The following is a 25,599-nucleotide window of genomic DNA, read 5'->3' as shown; positions in this document are numbered from 1 at the left end:
CAATTGACTTTGACTTAAATTTTTAAGAAGCCGCTTTTTTCTTTATTTAGTTAAAGCTGCTCTTTTGAGAAAGCATGCACTTATTTATTATCTTTGTTGTCGTCGTCTTTAACTTCAGTGAAATCAGCATCTTCAACATCACTGTTGTTAGAAGCATCTCCACCTTGTTGTTGTTCTTGAGCTTGTTGTGCTTGTTGGTAAACTTTCATTGATAAATCTTGAACGACTTTTTCAAGTTCTTCTTTTTTAGCTTTGATATCTTCTAAATCGTCGCCTTCAAGTGCTTTTTTCAATTCTTCTTTTTTGTCTTCAGCTTGTTTTTTATCGTCTTCGCCGATATTGTCAGCTAAGTCTTTTAATGTTTTTTCAACTTGGAATACTAAGCTGTCAGCTTCGTTACGTAAGTCACTTTCTTCACGACGTTTTTTATCTGCTTCTGCGTTTTGTTCAGCATCTTTAACCATTTGATCGATTTCATCATCTGAAAGTGCAGAGCTTGATTCGATTGTGATATTCTGCTCTTTGTTTGTACCTAAGTCTTTAGCAGTAACGTTTACAATACCGTTTTTATCGATATCAAATGTTACTTCGATTTGTGGTACACCACGTGGAGCTGGTGGAATATCAGTTAATGAGAAGCGTCCTAATGTTTTGTTATCTGAAGCCATTGGACGTTCACCTTGTAATACGTGAATGTCTACTGCTGGTTGGTTATCTGCTGCTGTTGAATAAACTTGTGATTTTGATGTTGGGATAGTAGTGTTACGTTCGATTAATGTGTTCATACGACCACCCATAATTTCGATACCTAATGATAATGGTGTAACGTCTAATAATACAACATCTTTAACATCACCAGAGATAACGCCACCTTGGATAGCTGCACCCATAGCTACAACTTCATCAGGGTTAACACTTTTGTTTGGTTCTTTGCCGATTTCTTTTTTAACTGCTTCTTGAACAGCTGGAATACGAGTAGAACCACCAACAAGGATTACCTCATCGATATCTTTGCTTGTTAAGCCAGCATCTTTTAGTGCTTGACGAGTAGGTTCCATTGTACGACGAACTAAATCATCTGAAAGTTCTTCGAATTTAGAACGAGTTAGAGTTAATTCTAAGTGTAATGGACCACTTTCTCCTGCAGAGATGAATGGTAATGAAATTTGAGTTTGTGATACACCAGATAAGTCTTTTTTAGCTTTTTCAGCTGCATCTTTCAAACGTTGTAATGCCATTTTATCTTGTGATAAATCAATGCCATTTTCTTTTTTGAATTCTGAAACTAGGTAGTCAATGATTACTTGGTCAAAGTCGTCACCACCAAGTTTGTTGTCACCTGCTGTTGATAATACTTCGAACACGCCATCGCCTAATTCAAGGATTGAAACGTCGAAAGTACCGCCACCAAGGTCGAATACTAACACTTTTTCGTCTTGATCAGTTTTATCTAAACCGTAAGCTAAAGCAGCTGCAGTTGGTTCGTTGATAATACGTTCAACTTCTAAACCAGCAATTTTACCAGCATCTTTAGTAGCTTGACGTTCAGCGTCATTGAAGTAAGCTGGAACAGTAATAACTGCTTTATCTACTTTATCTCCTAGATAGCTTTCTGCAGTACTTTTTAAGTTTTGAAGAATCATTGCAGAAATTTCTTGTGGAGTGTATGATTTTCCATCAACGTCTACTTTGTGGTCTGTACCCATTTCACGTTTGATTGATTGAATAGTATTAGGGTTTGTGATTGCTTGTCGTTTAGCAACTTCACCTACTTGAGTTTCACCATTTTTGAAAGCTACAACAGATGGTGTTGTACGTGCACCTTCTGGATTTTGGATTACTTTTGGTTCGTCGCCTTCTAAAACAGACACGCATGAATTTGTTGTACCTAAGTCAATTCCGATAATTTTACCCATAACTAATAATTCCTCCTAATAACATTTGTTGTATATTTCATCAGTTATATTTATTGATTTACTTTAACCATTGAAGGGCGTAATACACGATCCTTCAATTTATAACCAGTTTGAAGCTCTTGTGTAACTTCGCCTGATTCATATGAATCATCACTATCTTGCATAACAGCTTGATGGAAGTTTGGATCAAATTGTTGTCCTAAAGCTTCTATTTTCTCAAGACCGTTTTCTTCTAGTGCGCGTAATAAGCTTTCATAAACCATTTGTACCCCTTTTTGCAGAGATTTAAATGATTCGTCTTCACCTTCTATTTGTAACGCACGTTCAATGTTATCAATAGTCGGCAAGATATCCGTTAAAACACTTTGAGCTTGATATGTTTTTAATGTTTGATTTTCTTTTTGAATACGTCTCTTATAGTTTTCAAACTCTGCATACAGACGTAAATATTTTTCTTCTTGTTCTTTTAACTCATCTTTTAGTTGTTGGATTTCATTCTCTTCTTGATTCTCTTCAGAACCATTTTGAACGTTTTCGGTATTCTCAGTTGATTGAGTATCTTCTTCAGTATTTGAATTTACAGTTGCATCTTCGTTCTCAACAACTTCTTCATTGTTAACTGATTGATCTTTTTCTGCCATTTTCTGTCCTCCAATACATTTCAAAACTATATTTTATATAGTAATTGAATTACATTTTGATAACGCATAGCGGTCGGTCCAATAACAGCTATGTGTCCTTTAAGATGTTCATCAATATGATAATCACTCATCACAATTGAGATGTCCTCTAGGTCATTATCAATTTCTTTTCCTATTTTAACATCGATTCCAGAATGATTATCTTTTTCGAACAGTTTCAATATCTTATTGGACTCTAAATATTGAAGAATTTGTTGTATTGAATTCACATTCTGCTCATTCAATGTATCAATTAAATTTGATTTACCACCAAGGTAGATGTCTTTCTTGCTATCATTAACTCTTTGATAAAGTAAATCTGTTAATTGATGAATTGTTGTGATGTCGCTCGAATGTTCCATTGCTTCATCAACAAAACTTTTATTGTTATAAAGTTCTTTGATGTAATTCGCTATTTGAATTAAACGCGCTTTAGAAATCTTTTCGTCTACTGCTAATTGAATATGTTCAACATTTCCTGTTTCGAACACAATTACCATAATAACCAAATTAGCGGTTGCGTTAAACAAATGAACATCGCTGATCAAATCTTTTGATTGATTTGGTTTCATTACCAACGTAGTATACTGTGTAAATAATGACAATTCATTCGCATACACACTTAGTGCAGCAGATAAATTAAAGTTATATTCCATTAACAGTTTATTTAAACGTTGGTTATTCGTTTCTTTTAGAGGAGAAGTATTTTCCAACAGTTGGTCTACATAATATCTAAAACCCTTTAATGAAGGTGACCTTCCTGATGATGCATGAGATTTTTCTACTAAACCAAATGATTCTAATTGTTTCATTTCATTTCTTATAGTAGCTGGACTCACATCAACATTATGTCTCTCAATAATTGTTTTAGAACCGACAGGTAGACCATAATCCACATAATCTTCAACAATGGCATTTAAAATGCTCAATTGTCTATCTGTAATCATGTTTCCACCTCATTAGCACTCTCTTCTTCCAAGTGCTAATTATAATTTATCAAATTGGTCAAAGTAAGTCAATGTTAAAGCCTTGACCTCTTAAAATTAATCTAATAAGAATGCTTCAAAGACTTCATTGCCAATAACCTTACCTCGATCAGTCAATTTAACAGCGTTATTTTCATTAATAATTAAGCCCTTTTTACTTAGGTCAGAAAGTGCCTCAGCATAGATTTGATCAATGTTTTCATTGAATTTATGATTGAACACAGATTTATTTACCCCTTGATTCATTCTTAAACCTAAAAACATCTGTTCTTCCATTTGTTCGCGATGAGTGGGTGTGGTTTGATGTAAAATAGGACGTTCGCCGTTTCTAATCTTCTTAATATAGTGATTAACAGGATTGACATTTGAGTACCTTATTCCATGAACGTATCCACTGGCACCTGCTCCGAAGCCATAATAACCTTCGTTCATCCAATACACTTTGTTGTGTTCAGATTCATGACCAGGTTGACCAAAATTCGAAATTTCATATTGATGCATTGAAGATTGATTAATTTTATCAAGTAATAGCTCATACATTTCTTCCCCTACATCTTCGTTTGGAAGTTTTAACTTTCCTTTTCTATATAAATTATAAAATTGAGTTTTAGGTTCAAGAATTAGACCGTAACTTGAGATATGATTAATATCCATTGATAACGCAATATCTAAACTGTCTTCAAATTGTTTAAGTGTTTGACCAGGAAGATGATACATCAAATCAAGACTGATAGAGTTAATCTGGTATTGATTAGCGAGCTCGACAGCATTGTATATATCTGCCGTATTATGTGTACGCCCAAGTACTTTTAATAAATCTTGGTCAAATGTTTGAACACCCATTGAAATGCGATTGACGCCGTAGTCTTTTAAAAGTTTAATCTTTGATGGTGTAAGTTCATCTGGATTTGCTTCAAAAGTATATTCTCCTGAAATAGTAAAGTGCTCATTGATAGCTTTTAACAAACGCTCTAATTGTGACTCATTTAACGCTGTAGGTGTGCCTCCTCCTACAAACATTGTTTTTAATGTGCGATTGTCAGCTGTTTTAAATTCTTCAATTAAGCAATCTAAATACTCATCAACTGGTTGATTTTGTATAAAGTATTTATTGAAATCACAGTAAGTACAAATTCTGACACAAAATGGAATATGGATATATGCACTTTCAACTTTCATATTTTCGCCTCGCTTTTAGGACAAAATTCAAAATAAAAAGCTGGGACATTAGAGTCCCAACCTTATTATTAATCTTCATCCATTTTTAATACTGCTAAGAAAGCGTCTTGAGGTATTTCAACATTACCTACTGCTTTCATTTTTGCTTTACCTGCTTTTTGCTTTTCTAATAATTTACGTTTACGGCTGATATCCCCACCATAACATTTCGCAAGTACATTTTTACCCATTGATTTAATATTTGTACGGGCAATGATTTTATGGCCAACTGCAGCTTGTACGGGTACTTCGAATTGTTGTCTAGGGATTAACGTTTTTAACCTTTCAACAAGCGCTTTACCGCGTTCATATGCAAATTCTTTATGAACAATAAAACTTAAAGCATCTACTTTTTCGCCGTTTAATAAGATATCCATTTTAACTAAATCACTTTCTTTATAGCCGATTAGTTCATAATCAAATGAAGCATAGCCTTTTGTATTTGATTTAAGTTGGTCGAAGAAATCAAATACTACTTCTGAAAGTGGAATTTCATAAATAATATTGACACGAATATCATCTAAATAGTCCATATTGATAAATTGTCCACGCTTACGTTGGCATAATTCCATAACAGCACCTACATAATCATTCGGTACCATCATTGTTGCTCTAACGTAAGGCTCGTAAATTTCATCAATTTGATCTCTCTCAGGCATTTGTGCTGGATTATCAACGATTTTTTTCTCACCATTTTTTAGAATACATTCATAAATTACAGATGGAGCTGTCGCTATTAATTCGATTCCAAATTCTCGTTCGATACGTTCCTGAATAATTTCCATATGCAGCATGCCTAAGAATCCTGTACGGAAACCAAAGCCTAAAGCTTGAGAAGTCTCAGGTTCGAATTCTAGTGATGAATCATTCAGCTGTAATTTTTCTAAGGCTTCTCTTAAATCATTATATTTTTTATTATCAATTGGGAATAAACCACAGAACACCATTGGATTCATTTTTTTATAACCTTTTAATGGTTGTGCTGCTGGGCGTTCTGCATGCGTGATAGTATCCCCTACACGTGAATCATCCACATTTTTGATGCTTGCGATGATGTAGCCAACATCTCCAACAGTTAGTTCTTCGACTGGAAGTTGTTTAGGTGTGTTAATACCAACTTCGGTTACCTCGAATTCTTTACCAGTCGCCATCATTTTGATTTTGTCCCCTGCTTTAACTACGCCATCCATAATTCGAATTGAAGAAATAACACCTCTATAAGCATCATATTCAGAGTCGAAAATTAATGCTTTTAATGGTTCAGAAGGATCGCCTTCTGGTGGTGGTACGACTTCAACGATTTTTTCTAATATTTCTTCAATACCAATATTAGATTTAGCACTTGCTAAAACTACATCATCTTGATCTAAACCAATAACATCTTCAATTTCTTGTTTAACACGTTCAGGATCTGCAGCTGGTAAATCAATCTTATTCACTACAGGAAGTAATTCTAAGTCATTATCAAGTGCAAGGTATACGTTTGCCAGTGTTTGTGCTTCGATACCTTGTGCAGCATCTACAACTAAAATAGCCCCTTCACATGCTGCTAAAGAACGAGAAACTTCATAAGTAAAATCGACATGCCCTGGTGTATCAATTAAGTGGAAAATATAATTCTTACCATCTTTAGCTTCGTATTTTAATCTAACCGCATTCAACTTAATAGTGATACCGCGTTCTCTTTCTAAATCCATTGAATCTAATAATTGTGACTGCATTTCTCGTGTTTCAACACTTTTAGTGTTTTCTAAAATTCTATCAGCCAACGTTGACTTTCCATGGTCAATATGGGCAATGATAGAAAAGTTTCTAATATTTTCTTGTCGGTTTAACCGTTCTTCATTATTCATTCTATCTACTCACTTTCATAATATTCAAATAGAGCATTATGTATGATATTCTTTGATATAATAACGTGTTTGCCCCATAATTGCAACTAATGGCAATTTCATGTACATTTTACTGACAGGCTCTATTTTACTGTAAATCATCGCTTGTTAAAAGCCTCATTGAAAATAAATGATTGCAGTTTAATAGTACATTTGATAAAATGTTTCTTGTTGTAATCAAATATTTATTTGATGATCATAGATCACTTTTAGGAGGTGACATTCAATGCCAAATATTAAATCTGCTATTAAACGTGTTAAAACAACTAACAAAGCTGAAGCACAAAACATTTCTCAAAAAAATGCTATGCGTACTGCAGTTAAACGTGCGAAAACAGCTATCGCTGAAAACGCTGAAAACAAAAATGAATTAGTACGTATCGCTGTGAAAAAAGTCGACAAAGCTTCTCAAGCTAACTTAATTCACTCAAATAAAGCTGACCGCATTAAATCAAAATTAATGGTTGCAGCTAAATAATGAAAAAGTTCAAGCATCTGCTTGAACTTTTTTTTATATGGATAAAATAAAGAGTTCTAATATAAGCTGTTTGTCCATATACGAAGATTTTAATTTATAATCAGTTTCAGCACATGCATTCATAATATTCATCAAGTGCTTCAAATCATACTGTCTAGATGCTCTCAATGCTAATTTCACTCTAAATGGATGGACACTGACAGTTTTAGCGATTTGAGCTTGTGAATAACCTTTTTTAGCTAGAATTTTGCATTGATAATATAACCTGAAATTACTAGCAATCAAAGCCAACAACTTAATTGGTTCTTCTTTTAGAGTAATTAAATCATTCACTAAATGCACTGCTTCAGTTTTTTTTCCTTGTTGAATATAATCTGTTAATAAGAAAACGTTCTGCTCTAGGCTTCTATTTACAATTGTCTCAACATCTTGTTTAGTTATAGTTGGACGATCTCCTAAATATAAGATAATTTTTTCTAACTCTTGTTTAACTAAGTTAAAATTTATACCTGTTAAATCAATAAATAAGTTCAAAGCATCTTGTTTAATATCCTTATATTGTTCATTTAAGGTATGCTTAATCCAATTTTTAAGCTCATCTTCAGACATTTGCTCGATTTTAACCAGTTTTGTATATTTTTTTAAGCTTTTAACAAGCTTTTTACGCTCGTCTAGCTTAGGATTATAAACTTCAAATATAACCAATGAAGGACCATCATATTTTTCAATAAATTCCTGCAGTTGCTCTATATTATGATTTAAATCTTTATTACCTCTATCACCTGTAAAGATATAAGCGTTTTTCACAATAACAGCCTTCAAGTCAGAGAAGAACGGTAAAGTTAAAGCTTCTTCAATACATACACTGATTTCAGTTTCATTTAAATTAAAACTTGCATAATTGAATTCATCTTTTTCACCTTGCAAATACTGTTGCGTAAGTTCTTGCGTTTTCTTTTCTATAAGCTCTGGAACTTCACCATAAATAGTAATAATATTATTTTCCACAACTTGCACCTCTCAAAATTAGCATACTTAAGTATTATATCATTTGTCCGATAGTCAGACCATTTATAATTATTTTTCAGTTTCCACCTCAATTTCCTTATTTAATTTGAAAGTCACTTCACCATTGTTTTGCGTATTGTATAACTTAGTACCTACTTTTTTTAATCTATCTACTACAGATTTATTAGGTAATTTATATACGTTGTTTTGACCGCTCGATATAATACTATAAGTAGGATGAATAGTATTTAAATATACTTCACTATTACTTGTTTTACTGCCATGATGTCCTACTTTCAATATATCTATTTTCGGAAGTTTATAATTCGATAGCAACTTCTGTTCATTTTTTATTGTCGCGTCTCCAGTTGTTAATATGTTATATGTCTTAGTTTGTATCAAAGCTATTATTGAATGATCGTTTAAATCCTTACTTTGAGTGATTGCCGTATTATAAAATTTTATTTTATTATCTCCTAGTTTAATCGAAGAAATACTATTAACATCTAATAGAGTGGTTTTATATTTATGACACAAGTCTTTTAATTGCATTAATGTGTGAGTGGGATAACTTTTAAAATTAATGATTAAGCGTTTAATGTGAACATGGCTAATTATATAATCTAATTCACCGATATGATCAGCATGTGGATGTGTAATAATGACATAATCTAACGAAGAAATACCCCTTTTACAGAGGGTTGGCAGCACATGAAACTTGCTGATAGAATGAGAAGCATTTGCATTCTTGGTACTAAAATCAAAGAGCTCATTTTCGTTTTGTGCCTTACCTCCTGTGTCTATTAATATGCGTTGTCTAGCTCCTGTTTCAAATAAAAAAAAATCTCCTTGTCCAACATTAAGTGCTGTAAATCTTAAATGTGGTAATGATGCTGAATAAGTAATAATGATACTTCCAAGTATAAAAATAACAGTAGATTTTTTTATTTTGCCATTTGTAGTTAACGTAAGCATCATTACGAGCCAAATAAGGGTACCAGCTAAAAGTAAGCTGTTCATTTCCCCTATAAACCATCTATAGCATGTTAAATGCTTGAAAATCGGAATTAAGAGCGTGTCATGTAACCAATAACTAAACGAGATTATTTGATTTAATAACAGATTTGAACCAAAAAATTGATAATAGAAAAAAGTGAAGATAGCAATGGGAAATAGAATGAATGAATAAAATGGTATAAAGATGAAGTTAGCAACAAAACCAATCCACTGAATCTGATTAAAATGAAACGCACTCACTAAAAATGATCCGATTTGTGCTATGAATGTCATTGCATACATAGATTGTATAGTTGTTAATGTTTTTAAAATTGGAGCGCATAACATAATGAAAAAAGTGATTAAGAATGAGAATTGAAATCCAATATCAAAAACGATATCAGGATTGGTAACACATAAAAAAAGGAAGACTGTTGCTAGTATGTCTAATAATGATTGATAGAATCTTTTTGGAATAATCATGACTAAGGACATACAAAGTATTGCTCTTAAAGCGCTCGGTGCAAAATTAGTATAATAAGCAAATAAAAACAATACGAAGATAATAAAAGTCTTTGTAATAAAAAGAGGAATAGAGAAACGATTAAATACAAAGTAAAATATGGATGCTATTACAACGACATGTGAACTACTTACGGCCAATAGATGATAAATGCCGATTTCTTTATCAAGTTCAATTGCACCTTTATCAATATAACTGACATCCCCTGTAATCATTGCATAAGTATTTTGCCAGTATGGAGAATTTGATTTTAAGCGAGTTAATGAAAAAGCCTTGTGTTTTTCAATTATTGAATGAACGGAATTTGACTCGATAGCAGTGCACGATTTCGTATTGAATTTATTTACCATAAGTGAAATCGTGTCGTTAAAATCCGAATCAACTTTTAGCTGCCCTTCTACAATACAATTTAAGTTTGAGGGTAACTTTTTCAATTCAATTAAATGACTTTTTTGCTTTGGAAAATAGAAAAGTTTGACTGAATGATTTTGTAATTTTGCTATCCCTTCTACATATTTTTCGTTTTTAACCTTTAATTGAGTAATTTCAATGCGATTATTCAAATGACTATGAATCTTAAACCACTTTAAATCTTGAATATTAGACTTTATATGGCTAGAAAATATTTCATAACTTATTATAGGTTGACATAATATCAATATGGTTAATAATATTGGTAACTTTCTTTTGTATAACATTAAAAATAATAAGCCGGCAAAAATGTATGCAAGCGGCTTATTATATATCAATAAGATGCCTTCTAAAAATGCAAGTGCGATATATATCAAATATGAATCACTTCTTCGTTAAGAATTCTGCAACTTGATCGGCATCAAATGGTATTTTTTTATATTCAATCCCTGATTGTTTCAGTAATTTTAAAGCATAATCATGGTTATGGTAATCTTTAGCATAGTAGATTTTCTTAATACCTGCTTGAATAATAGATTTCGTACAGTTCAAACATGGGAAATGTGTGACATATATCGTTGCTCCTTCAGTTGAAACACCCTGTTTTGCACACTGAAGAATCGCGTTCATTTCTGCATGTATTGTTCTTATACAATGTCCATCTTCCATTAAACAACCTTCGTCAATACAATGTACTTCACCTGCAACTGAACCATTATAGCCACCAGCTATGATTCTATTATCTTTCACTATAGTAGCCCCTACAGATAATCTTGTACATGTTGAGCGAAGAGATAACAAATGGCTTTGAGCCATAAAGTATTCTTCCCATTTAATTCTTTCCACACTTTGAACCTCCTTTGTCTTATAACAATACTATTTTATTACAAATCTGCACAGTAATAAATCAATATTGTTAAACTGTAAAATATTCTTTTAACTTCTCGAACGATTTTTCTCCGATACCTTTAACATTTTTCAATTGATCCACACTATTAAAAGGTCCTTTTGTTTCTCTAAATTCAATGATCGCCTTTGCTTTAGAAGGTCCTAAGCCGTTCACAGTAGTTAATTCATTTTCTTTGGCACTGTTAAGGTTAACTTTCGTTTGTGGTGATTTATTAGTGCTTTGTGTACTAGAGGTGCTTATGCTACTACTTGTTGTTAGATTTTGACCTTTCTCTGGTATGAAAATCATTTTTTGGTCAGTTAATTTCTCCGAAAGATTGATAGTTGTTAAATCAGCCTTGCTCGTTAGCTTTGCTTTATTTAACACATCTTTTATACGTTGATTATCTTTCATTTCATAAATATCAGGGTGTTCAACAGCCCCTTTAACATCTACCACTACTACTTGAGTTTTTCTATTTGCTTCAGTTTCTGTGTCGGCCTCTTTGTTTGATTCTCTCTTTTTTGAAAAATTTTGTTTGTCATTATCTAAATGAGAGTTGCTCACATTTTGAGCAGTTGATTCTATTTCTTGGTTACTACTATCAGAGTGTAGTTTCATTAAAATAAAAGCAAGCACAATAACTGCAATAACCAATAACCATGAGAAATGCTTATATTGGTTATAGTAGTTTTTTAACTGTTCTAACATAAAAAATTCACTCCTTTATCTTTTAAACGTTTAAAGGAGTGATTTTTCTTCTTTTATTTTTTAACTATGAAGAATAAGCGATCGCTTTGTTCATCATGATTTTTAATATCAAAGTCATAAAATGTATGAATGTGGCTAAAACCAACTTCATTAAGCATTTCAATATATGCTTGTTCGCTGAATGTTTTTTGAAAATGCTCTTCATCAAAACGTCGATAACTTCCATCGTCTTGTTGTTCAAAGAAAGTCATATAATGCCATACACTGTCAGGTAAATCACCTTGAATTGCTTCCCATGCTAAAAAGATATGTTCAGTTTCATCAATATATGTTTGATTTGCAAATAGCGTATTCATTTTAAACTTTGAGTGGACATCAAAGATAAATGTTCCATCAGTATTTAAATGACGATATACATGCTTAAATGTTTCAATAACATCATGTTGATCAGTAATATAATTTAATGAATCACACAATATAGTAATGACATCAAAATTTTGACCTAATTCAAAATCTGTCATGTCACCCTCAATCCATCTAACTGAATCAGACTTTTGGGAAGCAACTGCGAGCATATCACTACTTAAATCCATTCCTGTTACACTTTTAAAATCAGTTAATAACGTCGTCAAACTACCAGTACCACAGCCAATATCCAATATACTAGTTCGCTTAGAAGTTGCTTGTCGTATAATTTCTAGCCATTGATTGTATGGTTGATCTTGTGTAAGCTCATCATAATATTGGCTAAAGCCTTCATACTGGCTCATTTAATAAGCTTCCTCATATGTTTTCATCGGTGCATCTCTATAAAGTTTTTCAATGTTATAATAGCCGCGTTCATCTTTATGGAAGATGTGTACGATAACACCAGATAAATCTAATAAAATCCATCTTGCTTCGTTTAAACCTTCAAACACTGAAACATTAATACCTTCTTTATCTGCAGCTTCTTTTACCGCTCTACCGATTGCTTGTACTTGACGTTCATTATTACCATGACAAATAACAAAGTAGTCTGCCATATCATGAATACCTTCTAAATTAAGTGAAATAACTTCTTCTGCTTTTTTACTTTCAACTGCTTTAATCGCTATATCTAAAATTTGTTCTACTTGCATTTAATCATCCTTTATTCTTTCATCACTGAAATTATAGTAGTTTAAACAATCAATCGTCGCTTTGTACACACTGATATCTTTACCAATTAAAAATAGCACTGTTCTTTTAGAGATTTCATAAATTGTTTGATCTAAGTTGCCTGGTTGTTCTGCCATTCCTCTAATTTCTTCAACGCCTGGTATTTCTCTTTTTGGTTCAATATAGTCCGCAATAAAAACCAATTTTTCTGTTTTTGTCATTTGTGCACGACCAGTCGTATGATAGTGAATAGCAGCTAATACTTCTTCATCAGTAATACCATACTTCTCTTTCATAATAACTGCACAGACTGGGCCATGTAAAATTTCTGAACCATAACTTAATAAATCCGGGTCTAAATTATGCTGACCTACAATTTGATACATATATCCTAAATCATCATATTTTGAAAAGTCATGTAAAACACCAGCAAGTTCAGCTTTTTCCACGTCCCCTTTATGGATTTCAGCTAAATGTTTTGCTGTCTCAGCTACTCTTAATGAATGTTTATATCTTTTCTTTGGCAGTTTTTCTTCAACTAGTTTGATAGCTTCTTCAATTTTCATATAATCGCTCCCTTCTGATATATGATTCAACCTGTTTAGGAACTAGAATTTGTATTGATTCACCTGATTGTACACGGTGACGAATCAATGATGAACTGATATCAATTCTAGGTATCCTTACAGCTATCATGTCTTCTGATACTTCCTGTACTTCTTTTCCTCGATTGACAACAACAAATGTAACAATTTGTTTAAGTTCATCAATACGATACCAACGTTCTAATTGTTCGTATTGGTCTGTGCCGATAATAAAGAAAAGTCTTGAATCAGGATGTTCAGATTTAATTGCATTTAGTGTGTCGTAAGTATAACTTTGACCTTGTCGTTCTATTTCATCCAAGCATACCTCACCAAATCCTAATTCTTCTGTAGCGATCTCTAACATCTTTAGACGATGTGTTGTGTTTAATTCAGAATTATGGCTTTTAAGTGGTGACATGTAACTGGGTAAAAATAAAAAACGATCTGGTTTTAATTGATGATACACTTCACTTGCTACAGCTAAATGTGCTGTATGAATTGGATTGAATTGGCCCCCGTATAATACTATTGATTGCGTCATTAATTAAGGTAATTCAATTTGCTTATTTTCTTTTGATTCTTTATATAGAACAATCATAGACCCAATTACTTGTACCAATTCACTATTTGTTGCTTCACTTACAGCTCGTGCAAGTTCACTTTTATCATCCATATTATTTTGTAAGATATGAATTTTTATTAACTCTCTATTTTCTAAAATTTCATCTAGTTGCTCAATCATATTTTCATTTAAACCAGCTTTTCCAATTTGAAAAGTAGGGTTCACATGATGCGCTTTACTTCTTAAAAATCTCTTTTGTTTTCCTGTAAGCATTTAATTTCTCCTTTTTAATTGTTCGATTACTGCCGTTTTCATCGCCTCAGTATCAGCTGTTTGACCTGTCCAAATTTTAAAACTTTCAGCACCCTGATTAACAAACATATCCAAGCCATTATATATAGGATTACCTTTTTCTTCAGCGAGTGCTAATATCGGCGTTTTGGATGGAATATAGACGATATCACTAACAAGTGTGTGAGGTGCTAGGTTGTCTAATGATATCACTACATCTTTATTTTTATTCATTCCAGCAGGTGTAGTATTTATGACAATATCAAAACGATCCAACATTTTCTCAGCATCACTTAGCGTTAATTGTTCTACAGATAAATCCCAAGTATCGAATCTGCTCATTGTACGATTCGCAACAGCTAAAGGTGTTGTAACAATCTCATTCAATGCGGCTGCTAAACCTTTACTAGCGCCACCTGCTCCTATTAGCAATATTTTTGCATTTTCTAGTTTTGGATATACTTCTTGCAACCCTTTAACATAACCAATGCCATCAGTGTTATAACCTAACCAACGACCATTTTCAATCTTCACTGTATTAATAGCGCCAATTGTTTCGGCATGTGAATCTATTTCATCAAGGTAAGGTATAATGTTTTCCTTATGCGGAATAGTAATATTAAAACCATCCAATTGTTTTTCATTTATAATTTCTTTGATTAAATGAAAATGTTTTGGTGGAATGTTTAATGCTTCATAAGTGTCATCTCGCTTTAACGCTTTAAAGTTTGCGTCGTGCATAATTGGAGATAACGAGTGGTCTATAGGATGACCGATTACTGTAAATTTCATAACTATCACCTGCTACATGATTGAATTTCTCAATACAACATCAACTGATTTCGGAACTCTGACAATAACTTTTGCTCCAGGTCCAATTGTTATAAAACCTAACCCTGCAATCATTACGTCTCTCTTCTCTTTACCCGTTTCCAAGCGTACTGCTTTCATTTCGTCTAAATTAAAATCATCTTTATTACTTGGTGGTGCTAATAATTTACCGAGCTGAGTACGCCATAACTCATTGGCTTTTTCAGTTTTAGTCCGATGAATCGGCAAATTATTAGAAAAATAACAAACCAGTGGGCGTTTACCTCCAGAAACGTAATCGATTCTTGCTAATCCTCCAAAGAAGAGTGTTTGTTCTTCGTTTAATTGATAAACACGTTGCTTCACTTCTTTATTAGGCATAATTTGTTTAAGTTCTTTTTCAGAAACATAATGCGTCATTTGATGATCTTGTATAACACCAGGTGTATCGTACATAAATGAATGATCGTCTAATGGAATATCTATTAAATCTAAAGTTGTTCCTGGGAATCGTGAAGTTGTTACTACATTCTTTTCACCTACACTTTGTTCAATCAGCTTATTGATTAATGTAGATTTGCCAACGTTGGTTGTGCCTACGATATAAACATCTTCTTGTTTTCGGTGTTGTTGGATAGCTTCTAATAAATCTTGAATCCCGTATCCTTTTTCTGCAGAAATTAAAACAACATCTTCCGCTTCCAGCCCATATTTTCGCGCGGATTTTTTCAACCAATCTTTAACACGGCGTTTATTAATTTGTTTAGGTAATAAATCAATTTTATTCGCTGCAAGAATCACTTTTTTATTCCCTACAATACGCTTTAAAGCATTTATGAAGGAACCTTCAAAATCAAAGATATCTACAACATTGACTACAAGTCCTTTTTTATCTGCAAGATGATTTAATAAGTCCAAGAAATCTTGGCTATCCATACCCACATCTTGAATCTCATTATAATTTTTTAATCTGAAACAGCGTTGACATATCACATCTTCTTTATGCAGATTGTGCGCTGGCACATAACCTGGTTTCTTTGGATCATCGGCTTGTAAAGTCGCACCGCATCCAATACATTTCGTTTCTGTCAATCAATTTTCCTCCCATTTAATATAGCCTTTTCTTTTGTATCTGTGTAATAAACGTCTTTCAATAATTCGATTGAATTTCGTGATAAATCCATCAGTTTTTTTTACAGGAACAACCATAACAGTATACATGCCACGTCTATTACCGCCAAAGACATCTGTCATCATTTGATCACCAATAACAACAGTCTCTTCAGGCTTTAATCCCATACGTTCTGATGCATGTTTAAAGGCTTTCCCCATCGGTTTTTTAGCTTCAAAGATATAGTTGACTTTGAGTGGTTGGCAGAAACTAGATACTCTGCCTTGATGGTTATTTGAAACCACAGTCACTTTGATACCTTTTTCATTCAACATATTAAACCAATGAATGACTGCCGGTGTCGGATCAGCTTCGTCCCAACCTACTAATGTATTGTCCAAATCCGTAATAACGCCTTTGATTCCATTTTCTGCTAACTGATCAAAGTCTATTTCATGGATTGATTTAACATAAGCATTCGGCATAAAATTCCTACTTAAAATTCCCATTACATTAATCCACCTTATCTTTATAATGATTTTAACATTTGGAGTACAGTTTCACTTGATGTTTTCGCTGCTTCTCCAATGAATTCATCAAACGTAATATTTGCTTCGCCATTCGCTAAATCTGATACTGCTCTTGTAATAATAAACGGTGTGTTAAATTGATAACATGTTTGTGCAATTGCTGCAGATTCCATCTCTACAGCCATAGCTTTAGGGAAATGTTCTTTAATGTATTCACGTTGTTTAACTTCACCGATAAAACTGTCGCCGCTGACAATCATACCTAAGCGACCTGTTAAGTTTTGCTTCTCAATAACAGCTTGTGCTAATTCTGCTAAGTTATCATCCGCTTCATACGCAATCGGCATATTCGGAATTTGTCCCAATTCATAACCGAATGCCGTCGCATCCGCATCATGATACATCGCTTCTGTCCCAATCAAGACATCACCCACATTCAACGAGTGATCTAGCGCCCCTGCAGAACCTGTATTCAAAATTGCCTCTGGGGAGAATTGTTGAATAAGTAAAGCAGTGGAGATACTTGCGTTAACTTTACCGATACCGCTTAACGTCAAGACGACTGCTTTATCATTAATTTTACCTTTATAAAATTTTACATGAGCAATGGTAACTTCTTCTAAATCCTCAATATGTTCTTTTAATATCATTATTTCTTCTTCCATTGCGCCAATGATTCCTATCATTGCCATTTCCCCTTTCAAATGAACTATCAGTGATATTTTATCATAATTTGTCTAGTGCAACGACCAAAGACCATGTTCACCACAATCATCACATAAAAAAGGTTGGCGCTTTACTTTTGTCCATTTGAAGCAAGCTTCAAACAAAAGTATCACCAACCCTTTGTTATCTATTTATCATAAAGCGATATCAGCCTTTGTGATAAATGATTATTGTGATTGAATATTAGTAATTTTCACTTTCATTTCTGCACCGTTTGGAAGTGGTACACGAACTTCGTCTTCTAGGTGTTTACCGATTAAACTTTTTGCAATCGGTGATTCGTTTGAAATTTTGCCATTGAATGCATCTGCTTCTGCAGACCCAACAATTTGATACACTTCTTCATCGCCATCAGGCAGTTCAACAAATGTCACAGTTTTCCCGATTTGTACCACATTGTTATCGCCTGTATCTTCAATAATCAATGCATTGCGAATCATGTGTTCAATACGTTGGATATCTTGTTCAATGAAACCTTGTTCATCTTTCGCTGCATCATACTCAGAGTTCTCAGATAAGTCCCCGAAAGAACGTGCAACTTTGATTTTTTCTACGACTTCAGGTCGTTTGACAGTTTTTAATTCTTCAAGTTCTTGTTCTAGCTTTTCAAAACCTTCTTGGGTCATTGGATATTGTTTTTGGTTTTCCATATTTTCATCTTCCTTTACTCAAGTGTTACTGTTGATTTTGTATTAATGATTGGATTTTTGTCGTCATTATATCGATAGCAACTTTATTACTGCCGCCTTCAGGGATAATAATATCCGCATAACGTTTAGTCGGTTCGATGAATTGATTATGCATCGGACGTACGACAGACATATATTGATCAATGACAGATTCCATAGAGCGACCTCGCTCTTTCGTATCACGCATCAAGCGTCTTAAGATACGTAAATCTGCATCGGTATCGACATAAATCTTAACATCCATTAAATCACGTAATGTTTTGTTTTCTAGTGCAAATATTCCTTCTACGATAATAACATCTTTCGGTTGAAATGCAATGGTTTCAGGGCTTCTCGTGTGATTGACATAATCATACGTCGGTACCTCTACAGGTATACCATTGCGTAAATCAATTAGATTTTGAATCAATAAATCATTATCGAACGCAAACGGATGGTCATAATTCGTTTGTAAGCGTTCTTCAAATGTTAAATGTGATTGGTCTTTATAATAGTAGTCTTGTGCAATTAATGCAACACTATGACCTTCTAAATTATGCAGAATTTCGTTTGTGACTGATGTTTTACCTGATCCAGAACCGCCTGCAATGCCTATAATGGTAGTGGCTTTCATTATCCTATTTCCTTTCGCATCATGTTGTTTGGATAAATATCATGATCCACTTTAAATTGAACAATTTGAAGTGGGTGACGTGCAGCATCTAATGCATTGCCTTCTTCGTCATAAATCGCTTCGACGACTTGTGTAAAGTTATCGATTTCAGGACCGAAGAATTCAATTTCTTGTCCAGGTTTAAAGTGATTACGCTGCTGAATTGTCGCCATTTTTGTTTCTTTGTCATAGTCTAACACTAAACCGCAGAAATCATATGGTGTTTTCTTATTAGATTCATTACCGAACATTTGTTGTTGGTAACCTGGTGTGCCTTCAAAGAATGAAGAAGCAGTGTCTCTGTTAGCACATTTATCTAATTCTATTAACCACTCTGGTTTAATTTTAAAGTTGTCAGGGTCTGCTGCATACGCATCAATCACTTTACGATAGACAGAAACAACAGTCGCAATATAGTGAATTGATTTCATACGTCCTTCAATTTTAAGTGAATCAATACCGATATCCATCATGTTTGGAATAGATTCGATTAACTTCAAGTCTTTAGGACTCATCGCAAATGGAACGACTTCTTCTTCTTTATAAAACAAGTCTAAGTCGCCATCTTCATCGACTTCTAATAAGTCATAATCCCAACGACAGCTTTGGCAGCATCCGCCGCGGTTAGAGTCACGTGCTGTCATATGATTACTTAAAGTACAGCGACCGGAATATGCGATACACATTGCGCCATGGATAAAAGCTTCGATTTCGATATCTACTTTTTCTTTCATCTCTTTCATTTCCATTGCGCCTGTTTCACGTGCAAGTACAACACGATCTAAACCTTCTTCTTTCCAATACTCTACTGTTTTATAGTTACTTAGTGATTGTTGTGTTGATAAATGAATTTCAAGTTTAGGTGCGACACGTTTACATGTTTCAATAATCAATGGGTCCGCAACAATAATTCCTGTTGCGCCTGTGGCTTCTAGATTTCTTAAATAATCTTCTAAACCATCCATATTTTCATCATGCGCGATGATATTTGTTGTGACATAAATTTTTGCACCGTATTGTGATGCGAATTCAACGCCTTCTTTGATTTCTTCCATTGTGAAGTTATCAGCATTAGAGCGGAGTCCATACTCTTGTCCGCCTAAAAAGACTGCGTCTGCCCCATAATGTACAGCAATTTTCAGTTTTTCCAAGTTACCTGCAGGTGCAAGCAACTCTGGCTTTTTCACTTGGCATTTAGGTTGTGTTTTTACTTCTTTAACTTGAGTAACCAAGATTTTTCCTCCTTAATAAACGGTATGTTTGAATAAGAATCCTTCATCGAATGGTCGATGGTCTGGTTGAATGGCTTCAATCGGATCAACGAGCATGAATTTTTCATCTTCATAAGCTTCAGGGTCTTCATGATATAAATCAATGGCTTCTCTATATTGTTCTGTACATACGTTAATATATTCTTCTGTATGTAATACACCATCAATTTTCAAGCTGTCGATGCCCGCTTCAAGCAACGGCTCTAACTCTTCAATCAAACAGATATCATTCGGTGACATAATATGTGTGCCGTTATAATCTTCAAACACAGGATATTGATTTTCGCGTTCTTCATCGTATAACAATAAATCCTTGTCTGTTTCATTACGTTTTATCTTCATTTGTCTGTCTTGGAATGTATAATAATTGCCGAGCAGCATACGTTTTGATTGGAACATACATGTCATACCATGGACTTGTACTTCAATTTCAACATCCGCATGTGCTTTAATGTTCAAGATTTCTTCTAAATTCAATTCGCGCGCAAGTATAGCACGTTTCGCACCACGTTTACCCCAGTAATTGCACTGGAAGTAGTTTGTGACTAATGCTTCAGCGTCCCAGTTCAAAGCAATTGGGTTTTGTTGTGCTTTAACATACATCACGACTGCCGGGTCACCGAAGATAATGCGATCTACTCTGATTTCGTGTAAGAAATCAATATAATCTTCTACAGCGTTTAAGTGATAGTTATGAAAAATACCGTTAACAGCCGCATATGCTTTTTTGCCATGTGCATGAATGATATCGACCGCTTCTCTCATCGCAGTACGGTCAAATTCACCTGCTAAGCGTAAACCGAACTTTTGTTCGCCTATCACAAAAGCATCAGCACCTTTTTCAATTAAAGTCTCAATATGTGCGACTGATTTAGGTGTCACGAGTAATTCTGTCATTTCGAGTCTCCTTTTACGGCTATTGCTAAACCGTCTTCTATATCTAAAAAGTTTGTTTGATATGCTTCGTTATCATTTAACCATGCGTTGAACTTTTGAATCTTCTTCACCATTTGTTTAATATTCCTGCTGCGAACCACATCAATATCAGCAACAAAATCATGATATAAAATGTTATCAATGACGACTAAACCGCCTTCTCTAAGCATGGGGGTATACAGTTCAAAGAATTTCTTTGTTTGTGCTTTTGCCGCATCGATAAATATCATATCGAACTGTGTATCAGAGACTTGGTCAAATGTTTCTCTCGCATCTCCATAAATCATATGAATTTGCGTTTGATATCCAAAGTCTTCAATGTTTTGTTCAGCTTGTTGATACATGTTTTTATCACGTTCAATCGTCCATATATGCACAGAAGGATCAACAGACGCAAAATGCATAGCGCTATAGCCAATAGCAGTACCGATTTCTAAAATACGCTTTGGCTGATGGATGCGTATCAACTGTTTGATCATATCTAATGATAAAGGATGAATAATCGGTACCTCATGTTCTATCGCATAAGGTCTTAATCTTTCTAATGGATGGGAATGCTTTTGTGATAACGCAACTAAATAACTTTCATTTTTGCTCATATTTCTCTTCCTTTATCCATACAATGTACAAAAGAATAAAAATAAATCAGTCGCAGTTTGACTGATTCTTATATCGCTGTTGCACATATCATTATTTAACTTTACATATTTTACCATAAAACCTATTGAATATTAAGTACTCAGAATGAATATCTGCAAAATACTTTGTTATGAGTCAAGTGCAAATTGTATTTCGAGGCACGAAAAAAGCGGAGGATAACCTCCGCTTCATAACTGCTCATTTATTCCATTTCAGTGTTAACGATTTCTTCAATCATGTCCCACTCTTCTTCAGTTTCAACTGGTAAGAATTTACCGCCGTCACCAGACTCATCTGGGACATTGATCATCGGAATTAATTCAATCATATCATCGTCGTCTGACGCTTCGCCTTCTTCAGCTAAAATGACATATTCTTTGTCAAATTCAGGATGATAAAATTCTAATACTTTACGATAAAGGACTTCATTGCCTTCTTCATCGAATAAAGTTAATAATTCCTCATCGTTATTGATTTGTAATTCCGCTTCTTGATTTTGATTTTTCTCTGACATAAATAACGCTCCTTTTACGGTAAATTAAAGTGAATCTAAATAGCCTTGTAAGATAAACACAGCTGCCATTTTATCGATGACCTTGCTGCGTTTTTTTCTAGAAACATCTGCTTCTAACAATGACCTTTCAGCTGCCATTGTACTTAGGCGCTCATCCCACATTACCACTTTAAGATCTGGTAATGCTTCAAGGAGTGCTTCTTTGTATTTTAACGAAGCTTCGCCTCTAAATCCAATAGAATTATTCATGTTCTTCGGTAATCCTATCACGACAGTATCTGCATCCTCTTGTTTGATGATAGCTGCCAAGCGGTCTATACCTAATTCATTTTCTTCTTCATTGATTCGGAGTGTATCTAAGCCTTGAGCAGTCCAACCCATTAAGTCGCTCACAGCAACGCCGACTGTTTTGCTGCCAACATCTAATCCGATAATTTTATGTGATAACATTGATTATTCTTTATCTGATACCTTCAAATAATTAGAAACAAGTTCTTCCATGATATCATCACGATCGATACGTCTGATTTGATTTCTTGCTTCGTTATGACGTGGGATATACGCAGGATCTCCTGAAAGTAAATATCCTACAATTTGGTTTACTGGATTGTAACCACGTTCTTCAAGGGTATGATACACATTAGTCAGCACGGATTTAACATCATCTTTTGGTACTTCTTCAATATTGAAACGCATTGTTTTATCAAAATTGTTCATTTTACTACACACTCCTTCTACTATAGTAGGCTGATACATCCTCTATTCTACATGAGAGTGCAAGGAGATTATAGTGATTTAATGTAGTTTTTAATGAATTGTAATGCATCTGTTATCTTACCTGGCTCGCTGCCGCCGCCTTGTGCCATATCTGGACGACCGCCGCCTTTACCGCCGACAACAGGTGCCATTTCTTTAATAATGTCGCCTGCTTTGACTTTATTTGTCTCTGATTTCGGTACCGTCGCAACTAAAGCAACTTTACCACCGACATCACTTGCTAAGATAATGACCGCATCTTGTAATTTAGATTTGAAATCATCCATAGTTTGTCTTAAGGCTTTCGCATTGTCTGCTTCTACTTGTAACGCTAATACTTTCAACCCGTTAATGTCTTCAACTTGATCATCTAAGCTGCCCATTTTTAGTGCAGTGATTTCTTGGTTACGTTGTTCTAATTGTTTGTGTAATTGTTTTTCGCTGTCAATCACGTGTGTTACTTTTTCAGCCACTTGTGTATCGTCTTTAGCTTTCACTAAGTGTTTCACTTCATTGAATTTATCTTGGATACCTTCAAGGTATAAGAATGCTGCTTTACCTGTTAAGGCTTCAATACGTCTGACACCAGCACCTGTACCTGATTCGCTGACAATTTTAAATAAACCGATTTCTGATGTGTTTTGAACATGAATACCGCCGCATAATTCAATTGAGAATGGTTTCATATCTACAACACGGACAATATCGCCATATTTTTCACCGAATAATGCCATTGCACCTGAAGCTTTGGCTTCTTCAATCGGCATTTCTTTGATTGAAACATTAATGCCGTTCCAGATTTGTTCATTGACACGACGTTCAATTTGTTCTAATTCTTCTTTAGTCACAGGACCGAAATGCGAGAAGTCAAAACGTAAACGTTCGCCTTCAACGAGTGAACCTGCTTGATTGACATGGTCACCTAACACTTCTTTCAACGCAGCATGTAATAAGTGGGTTGCACTATGGTTTTTCGTAATAGCACGGCGTTCTTCTTGGTTAACTGAAGCGTCGACTTGTGCGCCTTTTGTGACTTGACCGAATTGCACGATACCTTTATGCAAGTTTTGACCATTTGGTGCTTTCGTTACTTCAGTCACTTCAATTTCGAAGTTGTCATTGCCGACTGTACCTTGGTCAGCCACTTGACCACCTGAAACAGCGTAGAATGGTGTTTGTCTTAAAATAAAGTAAACTGTTTCACCCGCATCTGCTTGTTCTACCGCTTCGCCATTATAAATTAAGTCTGTTAACTCCGTTTGATAATCTGTATGTGTATAACCGACAAATTCACTATCTGTCGTGATATTTTTCAACACTTCACTTTGAATCTGCATTGATTGTGAATTTTGACGTGCTTGACGTGCACGATCTCTTTGTTGCTGCATTTCTGTTTCGAATGTCGCCATATCGACACTTAAACCTTCGTTACCAGCGATTTCTTCAGTCAATTCAACTGGGAAACCATACGTATCATATAATTTGAACGCATCTTCACCTTTAATCATTTTATCGCCGTTTTTAGCTGTTTTGATAAATTGATTTAAAATTGCTAAGCCTTCTTCTAATGTTTCGTGGAAACGTTCTTCTTCAGATTTAATGACACGTTTAATGAAATCTGCTTTTTGTTTTACTTCTGGATAGTAAGGTTCCATAATGTCTGCCACTGTATCGACAAGTTCATACATAAATGGTTTGTTGATATCTAAAGATTGACTGAAACGAACTGCACGACGTAATAAACGGCGTAAGACATAACCGCGGCCTTCATTTGCTGGTAAAGCGCCATCACCGATTGCGAATGCGATGGTTCTGATATGATCCGCAATGACTTTGAATGCAACATCTTGCGTAGCATCTTGTTGATATTTCTTACCTGAAATTTGTTCAACTTCTTCAATGATTGGGATAAATAGGTCAGTTTCATAGTTAGTACGTACATTTTGCGCAATCGATGCCATACGTTCTAGACCCATGCCGGTATCAATGTTTTTATTTGGAAGTGGTGTATACGTATGATCAGGATTATGGTTGAATTCACTAAAGACTAAGTTCCATACTTCTAAGTAACGTTCGTTTTCGCCACCTGGATACATTTCTTCAGCCGGATCATCTTGACCATAGTCTGGACCACGGTCATAGAAGATTTCTGTGTTCGGACCTGATGGACCTTCACCGATATCCCAGAAGTTGCCTTCAATACGAATAATACGGCTTTCATCTAAACCGATGACATCGTGCCATAAATCGAAAGCTTCCATATCTTCAGGGTGAATGGTCACGTATAATTTTTCAGGTTCCATACCCATCCAACGATCACTAGTTAAGAATTCCCAAGCAAATTCAATCGCTTCACGTTTGAAATAATCACCAATAGAAAAGTTCCCTAACATTTCAAAGAAAGTATGGTGACGTGCAGTAAAACCAACGTTTTCAATATCGTTTGTACGAATCGCTTTTTGCGCGTTCACGATACGTGGTTTTTTTGGAATTTCTCGTCCATCAAAGTATTTTTTTAATGTCGCAACACCTGAGTTGATCCATAATAATGAATCGTCATCAATCGGTACTAAAGGTGCAGAAGGTTCGACCATATGTCCATTTTCTTTAAAGTAATCAATGAAATTTTGTCTGATTTCACTTGCTTTTAATCGCTTCATAAATAACTCACTCCTAA

At 34.4% G+C, this 25,599-nt stretch carries 28 protein-coding genes; 1 reads left to right on the top strand and 27 read right to left on the bottom strand.

Going from position 1 to position 25,599, the window contains the following annotated elements; translation table 11 throughout:
- Nucleotides 1–80 precede the first annotated feature (80 nt).
- From dnaK to lepA, 5 genes are all read right to left on the bottom strand, one after another.
- Nucleotides 81–1,916 carry a molecular chaperone DnaK gene (gene dnaK, locus CD112_RS00320; RefSeq protein WP_002481075.1) on the bottom strand — a complete coding sequence of 612 codons (1,836 nt, stop codon included), beginning with the start codon at nucleotides 1,914–1,916 and terminating at the stop codon, nucleotides 81–83.
- A 50-nt stretch (nucleotides 1,917–1,966) separates the two neighbouring features.
- Complete coding sequence (gene grpE, locus CD112_RS00315; RefSeq protein ID WP_103363663.1) at nucleotides 1,967–2,557, bottom strand: nucleotide exchange factor GrpE; 591 nt, start codon at nucleotides 2,555–2,557, stop codon at nucleotides 1,967–1,969.
- Between the two features lie 26 nt (nucleotides 2,558–2,583).
- A complete protein-coding gene (hrcA, locus tag CD112_RS00310) occupies nucleotides 2,584–3,543 on the bottom strand; it encodes a heat-inducible transcriptional repressor HrcA (RefSeq protein WP_002481077.1) in 960 nt (319 codons plus the stop codon).
- A gap of 96 nt (nucleotides 3,544–3,639) precedes the next feature.
- Nucleotides 3,640–4,761, bottom strand: coding sequence for a radical SAM family heme chaperone HemW (hemW, locus tag CD112_RS00305; protein ID WP_103363662.1), 1,122 nt, complete (start codon nucleotides 4,759–4,761; stop codon nucleotides 3,640–3,642).
- A 68-nt stretch (nucleotides 4,762–4,829) separates the two neighbouring features.
- The gene (gene lepA / locus CD112_RS00300) at nucleotides 4,830–6,653 is read right to left on the bottom strand and encodes a translation elongation factor 4 (RefSeq protein ID WP_002481079.1); all 1,824 of its coding nucleotides are present in this window, start codon (nucleotides 6,651–6,653) and stop codon (nucleotides 4,830–4,832) included.
- A gap of 265 nt (nucleotides 6,654–6,918) precedes the next feature.
- Between lepA and rpsT the strand changes: the two genes are divergently transcribed.
- The gene (gene rpsT, locus CD112_RS00295) at nucleotides 6,919–7,170 is read left to right on the top strand and encodes a 30S ribosomal protein S20 (protein ID WP_002481081.1); all 252 of its coding nucleotides are present in this window, start codon (nucleotides 6,919–6,921) and stop codon (nucleotides 7,168–7,170) included.
- 33 nt (nucleotides 7,171–7,203) lie between these two features.
- Here rpsT and holA read toward each other — a convergent pair whose 3' ends face one another.
- The 22 genes from holA to alaS form a co-directional block, all read right to left on the bottom strand.
- Nucleotides 7,204–8,178: a DNA polymerase III subunit delta gene (holA, locus tag CD112_RS00290; RefSeq protein ID WP_023015129.1), complete on the bottom strand. Its 975-nt coding sequence runs from the start codon at nucleotides 8,176–8,178 to the stop codon at nucleotides 7,204–7,206.
- Between the two features lie 69 nt (nucleotides 8,179–8,247).
- Complete coding sequence (locus CD112_RS00285) at nucleotides 8,248–10,485, bottom strand: DNA internalization-related competence protein ComEC/Rec2 (protein ID WP_103363661.1); 2,238 nt, start codon at nucleotides 10,483–10,485, stop codon at nucleotides 8,248–8,250.
- Between the two features lie 7 nt (nucleotides 10,486–10,492).
- Complete coding sequence (locus tag CD112_RS00280; protein ID WP_002481084.1) at nucleotides 10,493–10,954, bottom strand: ComE operon protein 2; 462 nt, start codon at nucleotides 10,952–10,954, stop codon at nucleotides 10,493–10,495.
- Between the two features lie 70 nt (nucleotides 10,955–11,024).
- On the bottom strand, nucleotides 11,025–11,708 hold the full coding sequence (locus CD112_RS00275) for a ComEA family DNA-binding protein (protein WP_103363660.1): 684 nt from the start codon (nucleotides 11,706–11,708) through the stop codon (nucleotides 11,025–11,027).
- Nucleotides 11,709–11,761: 53 nt separating this feature from the next.
- Complete coding sequence (locus CD112_RS00270; protein WP_103363659.1) at nucleotides 11,762–12,478, bottom strand: class I SAM-dependent DNA methyltransferase; 717 nt, start codon at nucleotides 12,476–12,478, stop codon at nucleotides 11,762–11,764.
- Entirely contained in the window at nucleotides 12,479–12,829 is a 351-nt protein-coding gene (gene rsfS, locus CD112_RS00265) for a ribosome silencing factor (protein WP_002481087.1), read from the bottom strand. It lies immediately after the preceding gene.
- Nucleotides 12,830–13,414: a bis(5'-nucleosyl)-tetraphosphatase (symmetrical) YqeK gene (gene yqeK, locus CD112_RS00260; protein ID WP_002481088.1), complete on the bottom strand. Its 585-nt coding sequence runs from the start codon at nucleotides 13,412–13,414 to the stop codon at nucleotides 12,830–12,832. It lies immediately after the preceding gene.
- Nucleotides 13,404–13,976 carry a nicotinate-nucleotide adenylyltransferase gene (locus tag CD112_RS00255; protein WP_002481089.1) on the bottom strand — a complete coding sequence of 191 codons (573 nt, stop codon included), beginning with the start codon at nucleotides 13,974–13,976 and terminating at the stop codon, nucleotides 13,404–13,406. Before CD112_RS00255 ends, yqeK begins: the two co-directional genes overlap by 11 nt.
- Before the next feature lie 3 nt (nucleotides 13,977–13,979).
- Nucleotides 13,980–14,270: a ribosome assembly RNA-binding protein YhbY gene (gene yhbY / locus CD112_RS00250; protein ID WP_002481090.1), complete on the bottom strand. Its 291-nt coding sequence runs from the start codon at nucleotides 14,268–14,270 to the stop codon at nucleotides 13,980–13,982.
- A complete protein-coding gene (gene aroE, locus CD112_RS00245; protein WP_103363658.1) occupies nucleotides 14,271–15,080 on the bottom strand; it encodes a shikimate dehydrogenase in 810 nt (269 codons plus the stop codon).
- Between the two features lie 12 nt (nucleotides 15,081–15,092).
- Nucleotides 15,093–16,190 (bottom strand): ribosome biogenesis GTPase YqeH, encoded by a 1,098-nt coding sequence (yqeH, locus tag CD112_RS00240; protein ID WP_002481092.1) that lies wholly within the window; start codon nucleotides 16,188–16,190, stop codon nucleotides 15,093–15,095.
- Nucleotides 16,191–16,718 carry a YqeG family HAD IIIA-type phosphatase gene (locus tag CD112_RS00235; RefSeq protein ID WP_002481093.1) on the bottom strand — a complete coding sequence of 176 codons (528 nt, stop codon included), beginning with the start codon at nucleotides 16,716–16,718 and terminating at the stop codon, nucleotides 16,191–16,193. It lies immediately after the preceding gene.
- Between the two features lie 20 nt (nucleotides 16,719–16,738).
- The gene (locus tag CD112_RS00230) at nucleotides 16,739–17,425 is read right to left on the bottom strand and encodes a 5'-methylthioadenosine/adenosylhomocysteine nucleosidase (RefSeq protein WP_023015123.1); all 687 of its coding nucleotides are present in this window, start codon (nucleotides 17,423–17,425) and stop codon (nucleotides 16,739–16,741) included.
- A 207-nt stretch (nucleotides 17,426–17,632) separates the two neighbouring features.
- Nucleotides 17,633–18,115 carry a transcription elongation factor GreA gene (gene greA / locus CD112_RS00225; RefSeq protein ID WP_002481095.1) on the bottom strand — a complete coding sequence of 161 codons (483 nt, stop codon included), beginning with the start codon at nucleotides 18,113–18,115 and terminating at the stop codon, nucleotides 17,633–17,635.
- Nucleotides 18,116–18,140: 25 nt separating this feature from the next.
- Complete coding sequence (udk, locus tag CD112_RS00220; RefSeq protein ID WP_002481096.1) at nucleotides 18,141–18,767, bottom strand: uridine kinase; 627 nt, start codon at nucleotides 18,765–18,767, stop codon at nucleotides 18,141–18,143.
- Nucleotides 18,767–20,038: a peptidase U32 family protein gene (locus tag CD112_RS00215; protein WP_103363657.1), complete on the bottom strand. Its 1,272-nt coding sequence runs from the start codon at nucleotides 20,036–20,038 to the stop codon at nucleotides 18,767–18,769. The genes udk and CD112_RS00215 overlap by 1 nt, the downstream gene beginning before the upstream one ends.
- Before the next feature lie 12 nt (nucleotides 20,039–20,050).
- Nucleotides 20,051–20,974, bottom strand: a complete 924-nt coding sequence (locus tag CD112_RS00210; RefSeq protein WP_103363656.1) for a peptidase U32 family protein — start codon at nucleotides 20,972–20,974, stop codon at nucleotides 20,051–20,053.
- Nucleotides 20,971–21,612, bottom strand: coding sequence for an O-methyltransferase (locus CD112_RS00205; RefSeq protein ID WP_103363655.1), 642 nt, complete (start codon nucleotides 21,610–21,612; stop codon nucleotides 20,971–20,973). Before CD112_RS00205 ends, CD112_RS00210 begins: the two co-directional genes overlap by 4 nt.
- A gap of 242 nt (nucleotides 21,613–21,854) precedes the next feature.
- Nucleotides 21,855–22,166 carry a DUF1292 domain-containing protein gene (locus tag CD112_RS00200; RefSeq protein ID WP_002481100.1) on the bottom strand — a complete coding sequence of 104 codons (312 nt, stop codon included), beginning with the start codon at nucleotides 22,164–22,166 and terminating at the stop codon, nucleotides 21,855–21,857.
- A gap of 24 nt (nucleotides 22,167–22,190) precedes the next feature.
- Nucleotides 22,191–22,616 (bottom strand): Holliday junction resolvase RuvX, encoded by a 426-nt coding sequence (gene ruvX, locus CD112_RS00195; RefSeq protein WP_002481101.1) that lies wholly within the window; start codon nucleotides 22,614–22,616, stop codon nucleotides 22,191–22,193.
- Between the two features lie 3 nt (nucleotides 22,617–22,619).
- A complete protein-coding gene (locus CD112_RS00190; RefSeq protein ID WP_103363654.1) occupies nucleotides 22,620–22,883 on the bottom strand; it encodes an IreB family regulatory phosphoprotein in 264 nt (87 codons plus the stop codon).
- A 68-nt stretch (nucleotides 22,884–22,951) separates the two neighbouring features.
- The gene (gene alaS / locus CD112_RS00185; RefSeq protein WP_070626376.1) at nucleotides 22,952–25,582 is read right to left on the bottom strand and encodes an alanine--tRNA ligase; all 2,631 of its coding nucleotides are present in this window, start codon (nucleotides 25,580–25,582) and stop codon (nucleotides 22,952–22,954) included.
- Nucleotides 25,583–25,599: the final 17 nt, after the last annotated feature.

The organism is Staphylococcus simulans (assembly GCF_002902285.1).
GTDB lineage: Bacteria > Bacillota > Bacilli > Staphylococcales > Staphylococcaceae > Staphylococcus > Staphylococcus simulans.
Note: the sequence above shows the minus strand (reverse complement) of the source record. Positions and strands in the feature narration are given on the sequence as shown.

Coding starts and splice junctions, on each gene's coding strand:
- dnaK (WP_002481075.1), bottom strand. CDS start 1,916: ATGGGTAAAATTATCGGAATTGACTTAGGTACAACAAATTCATGCGTG.
- grpE (WP_103363663.1), bottom strand. CDS start 2,557: ATGGCAGAAAAAGATCAATCAGTTAACAATGAAGAAGTTGTTGAGAAC.
- hrcA (WP_002481077.1), bottom strand. CDS start 3,543: ATGATTACAGATAGACAATTGAGCATTTTAAATGCCATTGTTGAAGAT.
- hemW (WP_103363662.1), bottom strand. CDS start 4,761: ATGAAAGTTGAAAGTGCATATATCCATATTCCATTTTGTGTCAGAATT.
- lepA (WP_002481079.1), bottom strand. CDS start 6,653: ATGAATAATGAAGAACGGTTAAACCGACAAGAAAATATTAGAAACTTT.
- rpsT (WP_002481081.1), top strand. CDS start 6,919: ATGCCAAATATTAAATCTGCTATTAAACGTGTTAAAACAACTAACAAA.
- CD112_RS00275 (WP_103363660.1), bottom strand. CDS start 11,708: ATGTTAGAACAGTTAAAAAACTACTATAACCAATATAAGCATTTCTCA.
- CD112_RS00270 (WP_103363659.1), bottom strand. CDS start 12,478: ATGAGCCAGTATGAAGGCTTTAGCCAATATTATGATGAGCTTACACAA.
- rsfS (WP_002481087.1), bottom strand. CDS start 12,829: ATGCAAGTAGAACAAATTTTAGATATAGCGATTAAAGCAGTTGAAAGT.
- yqeK (WP_002481088.1), bottom strand. CDS start 13,414: ATGAAAATTGAAGAAGCTATCAAACTAGTTGAAGAAAAACTGCCAAAG.
- CD112_RS00255 (WP_002481089.1), bottom strand. CDS start 13,976: ATGACGCAATCAATAGTATTATACGGGGGCCAATTCAATCCAATTCAT.
- yhbY (WP_002481090.1), bottom strand. CDS start 14,270: ATGCTTACAGGAAAACAAAAGAGATTTTTAAGAAGTAAAGCGCATCAT.
- aroE (WP_103363658.1), bottom strand. CDS start 15,080: ATGAAATTTACAGTAATCGGTCATCCTATAGACCACTCGTTATCTCCA.
- CD112_RS00235 (WP_002481093.1), bottom strand. CDS start 16,718: ATGGGAATTTTAAGTAGGAATTTTATGCCGAATGCTTATGTTAAATCA.
- CD112_RS00230 (WP_023015123.1), bottom strand. CDS start 17,425: ATGATAGGAATCATTGGCGCAATGGAAGAAGAAATAATGATATTAAAA.
- greA (WP_002481095.1), bottom strand. CDS start 18,115: ATGGAAAACCAAAAACAATATCCAATGACCCAAGAAGGTTTTGAAAAG.
- udk (WP_002481096.1), bottom strand. CDS start 18,767: ATGAAAGCCACTACCATTATAGGCATTGCAGGCGGTTCTGGATCAGGT.
- CD112_RS00210 (WP_103363656.1), bottom strand. CDS start 20,974: ATGACAGAATTACTCGTGACACCTAAATCAGTCGCACATATTGAGACT.
- CD112_RS00205 (WP_103363655.1), bottom strand. CDS start 21,612: ATGAGCAAAAATGAAAGTTATTTAGTTGCGTTATCACAAAAGCATTCC.
- CD112_RS00200 (WP_002481100.1), bottom strand. CDS start 22,166: ATGTCAGAGAAAAATCAAAATCAAGAAGCGGAATTACAAATCAATAAC.
- ruvX (WP_002481101.1), bottom strand. CDS start 22,616: ATGTTATCACATAAAATTATCGGATTAGATGTTGGCAGCAAAACAGTC.
- CD112_RS00190 (WP_103363654.1), bottom strand. CDS start 22,883: ATGAACAATTTTGATAAAACAATGCGTTTCAATATTGAAGAAGTACCA.
- alaS (WP_070626376.1), bottom strand. CDS start 25,582: ATGAAGCGATTAAAAGCAAGTGAAATCAGACAAAATTTCATTGATTAC.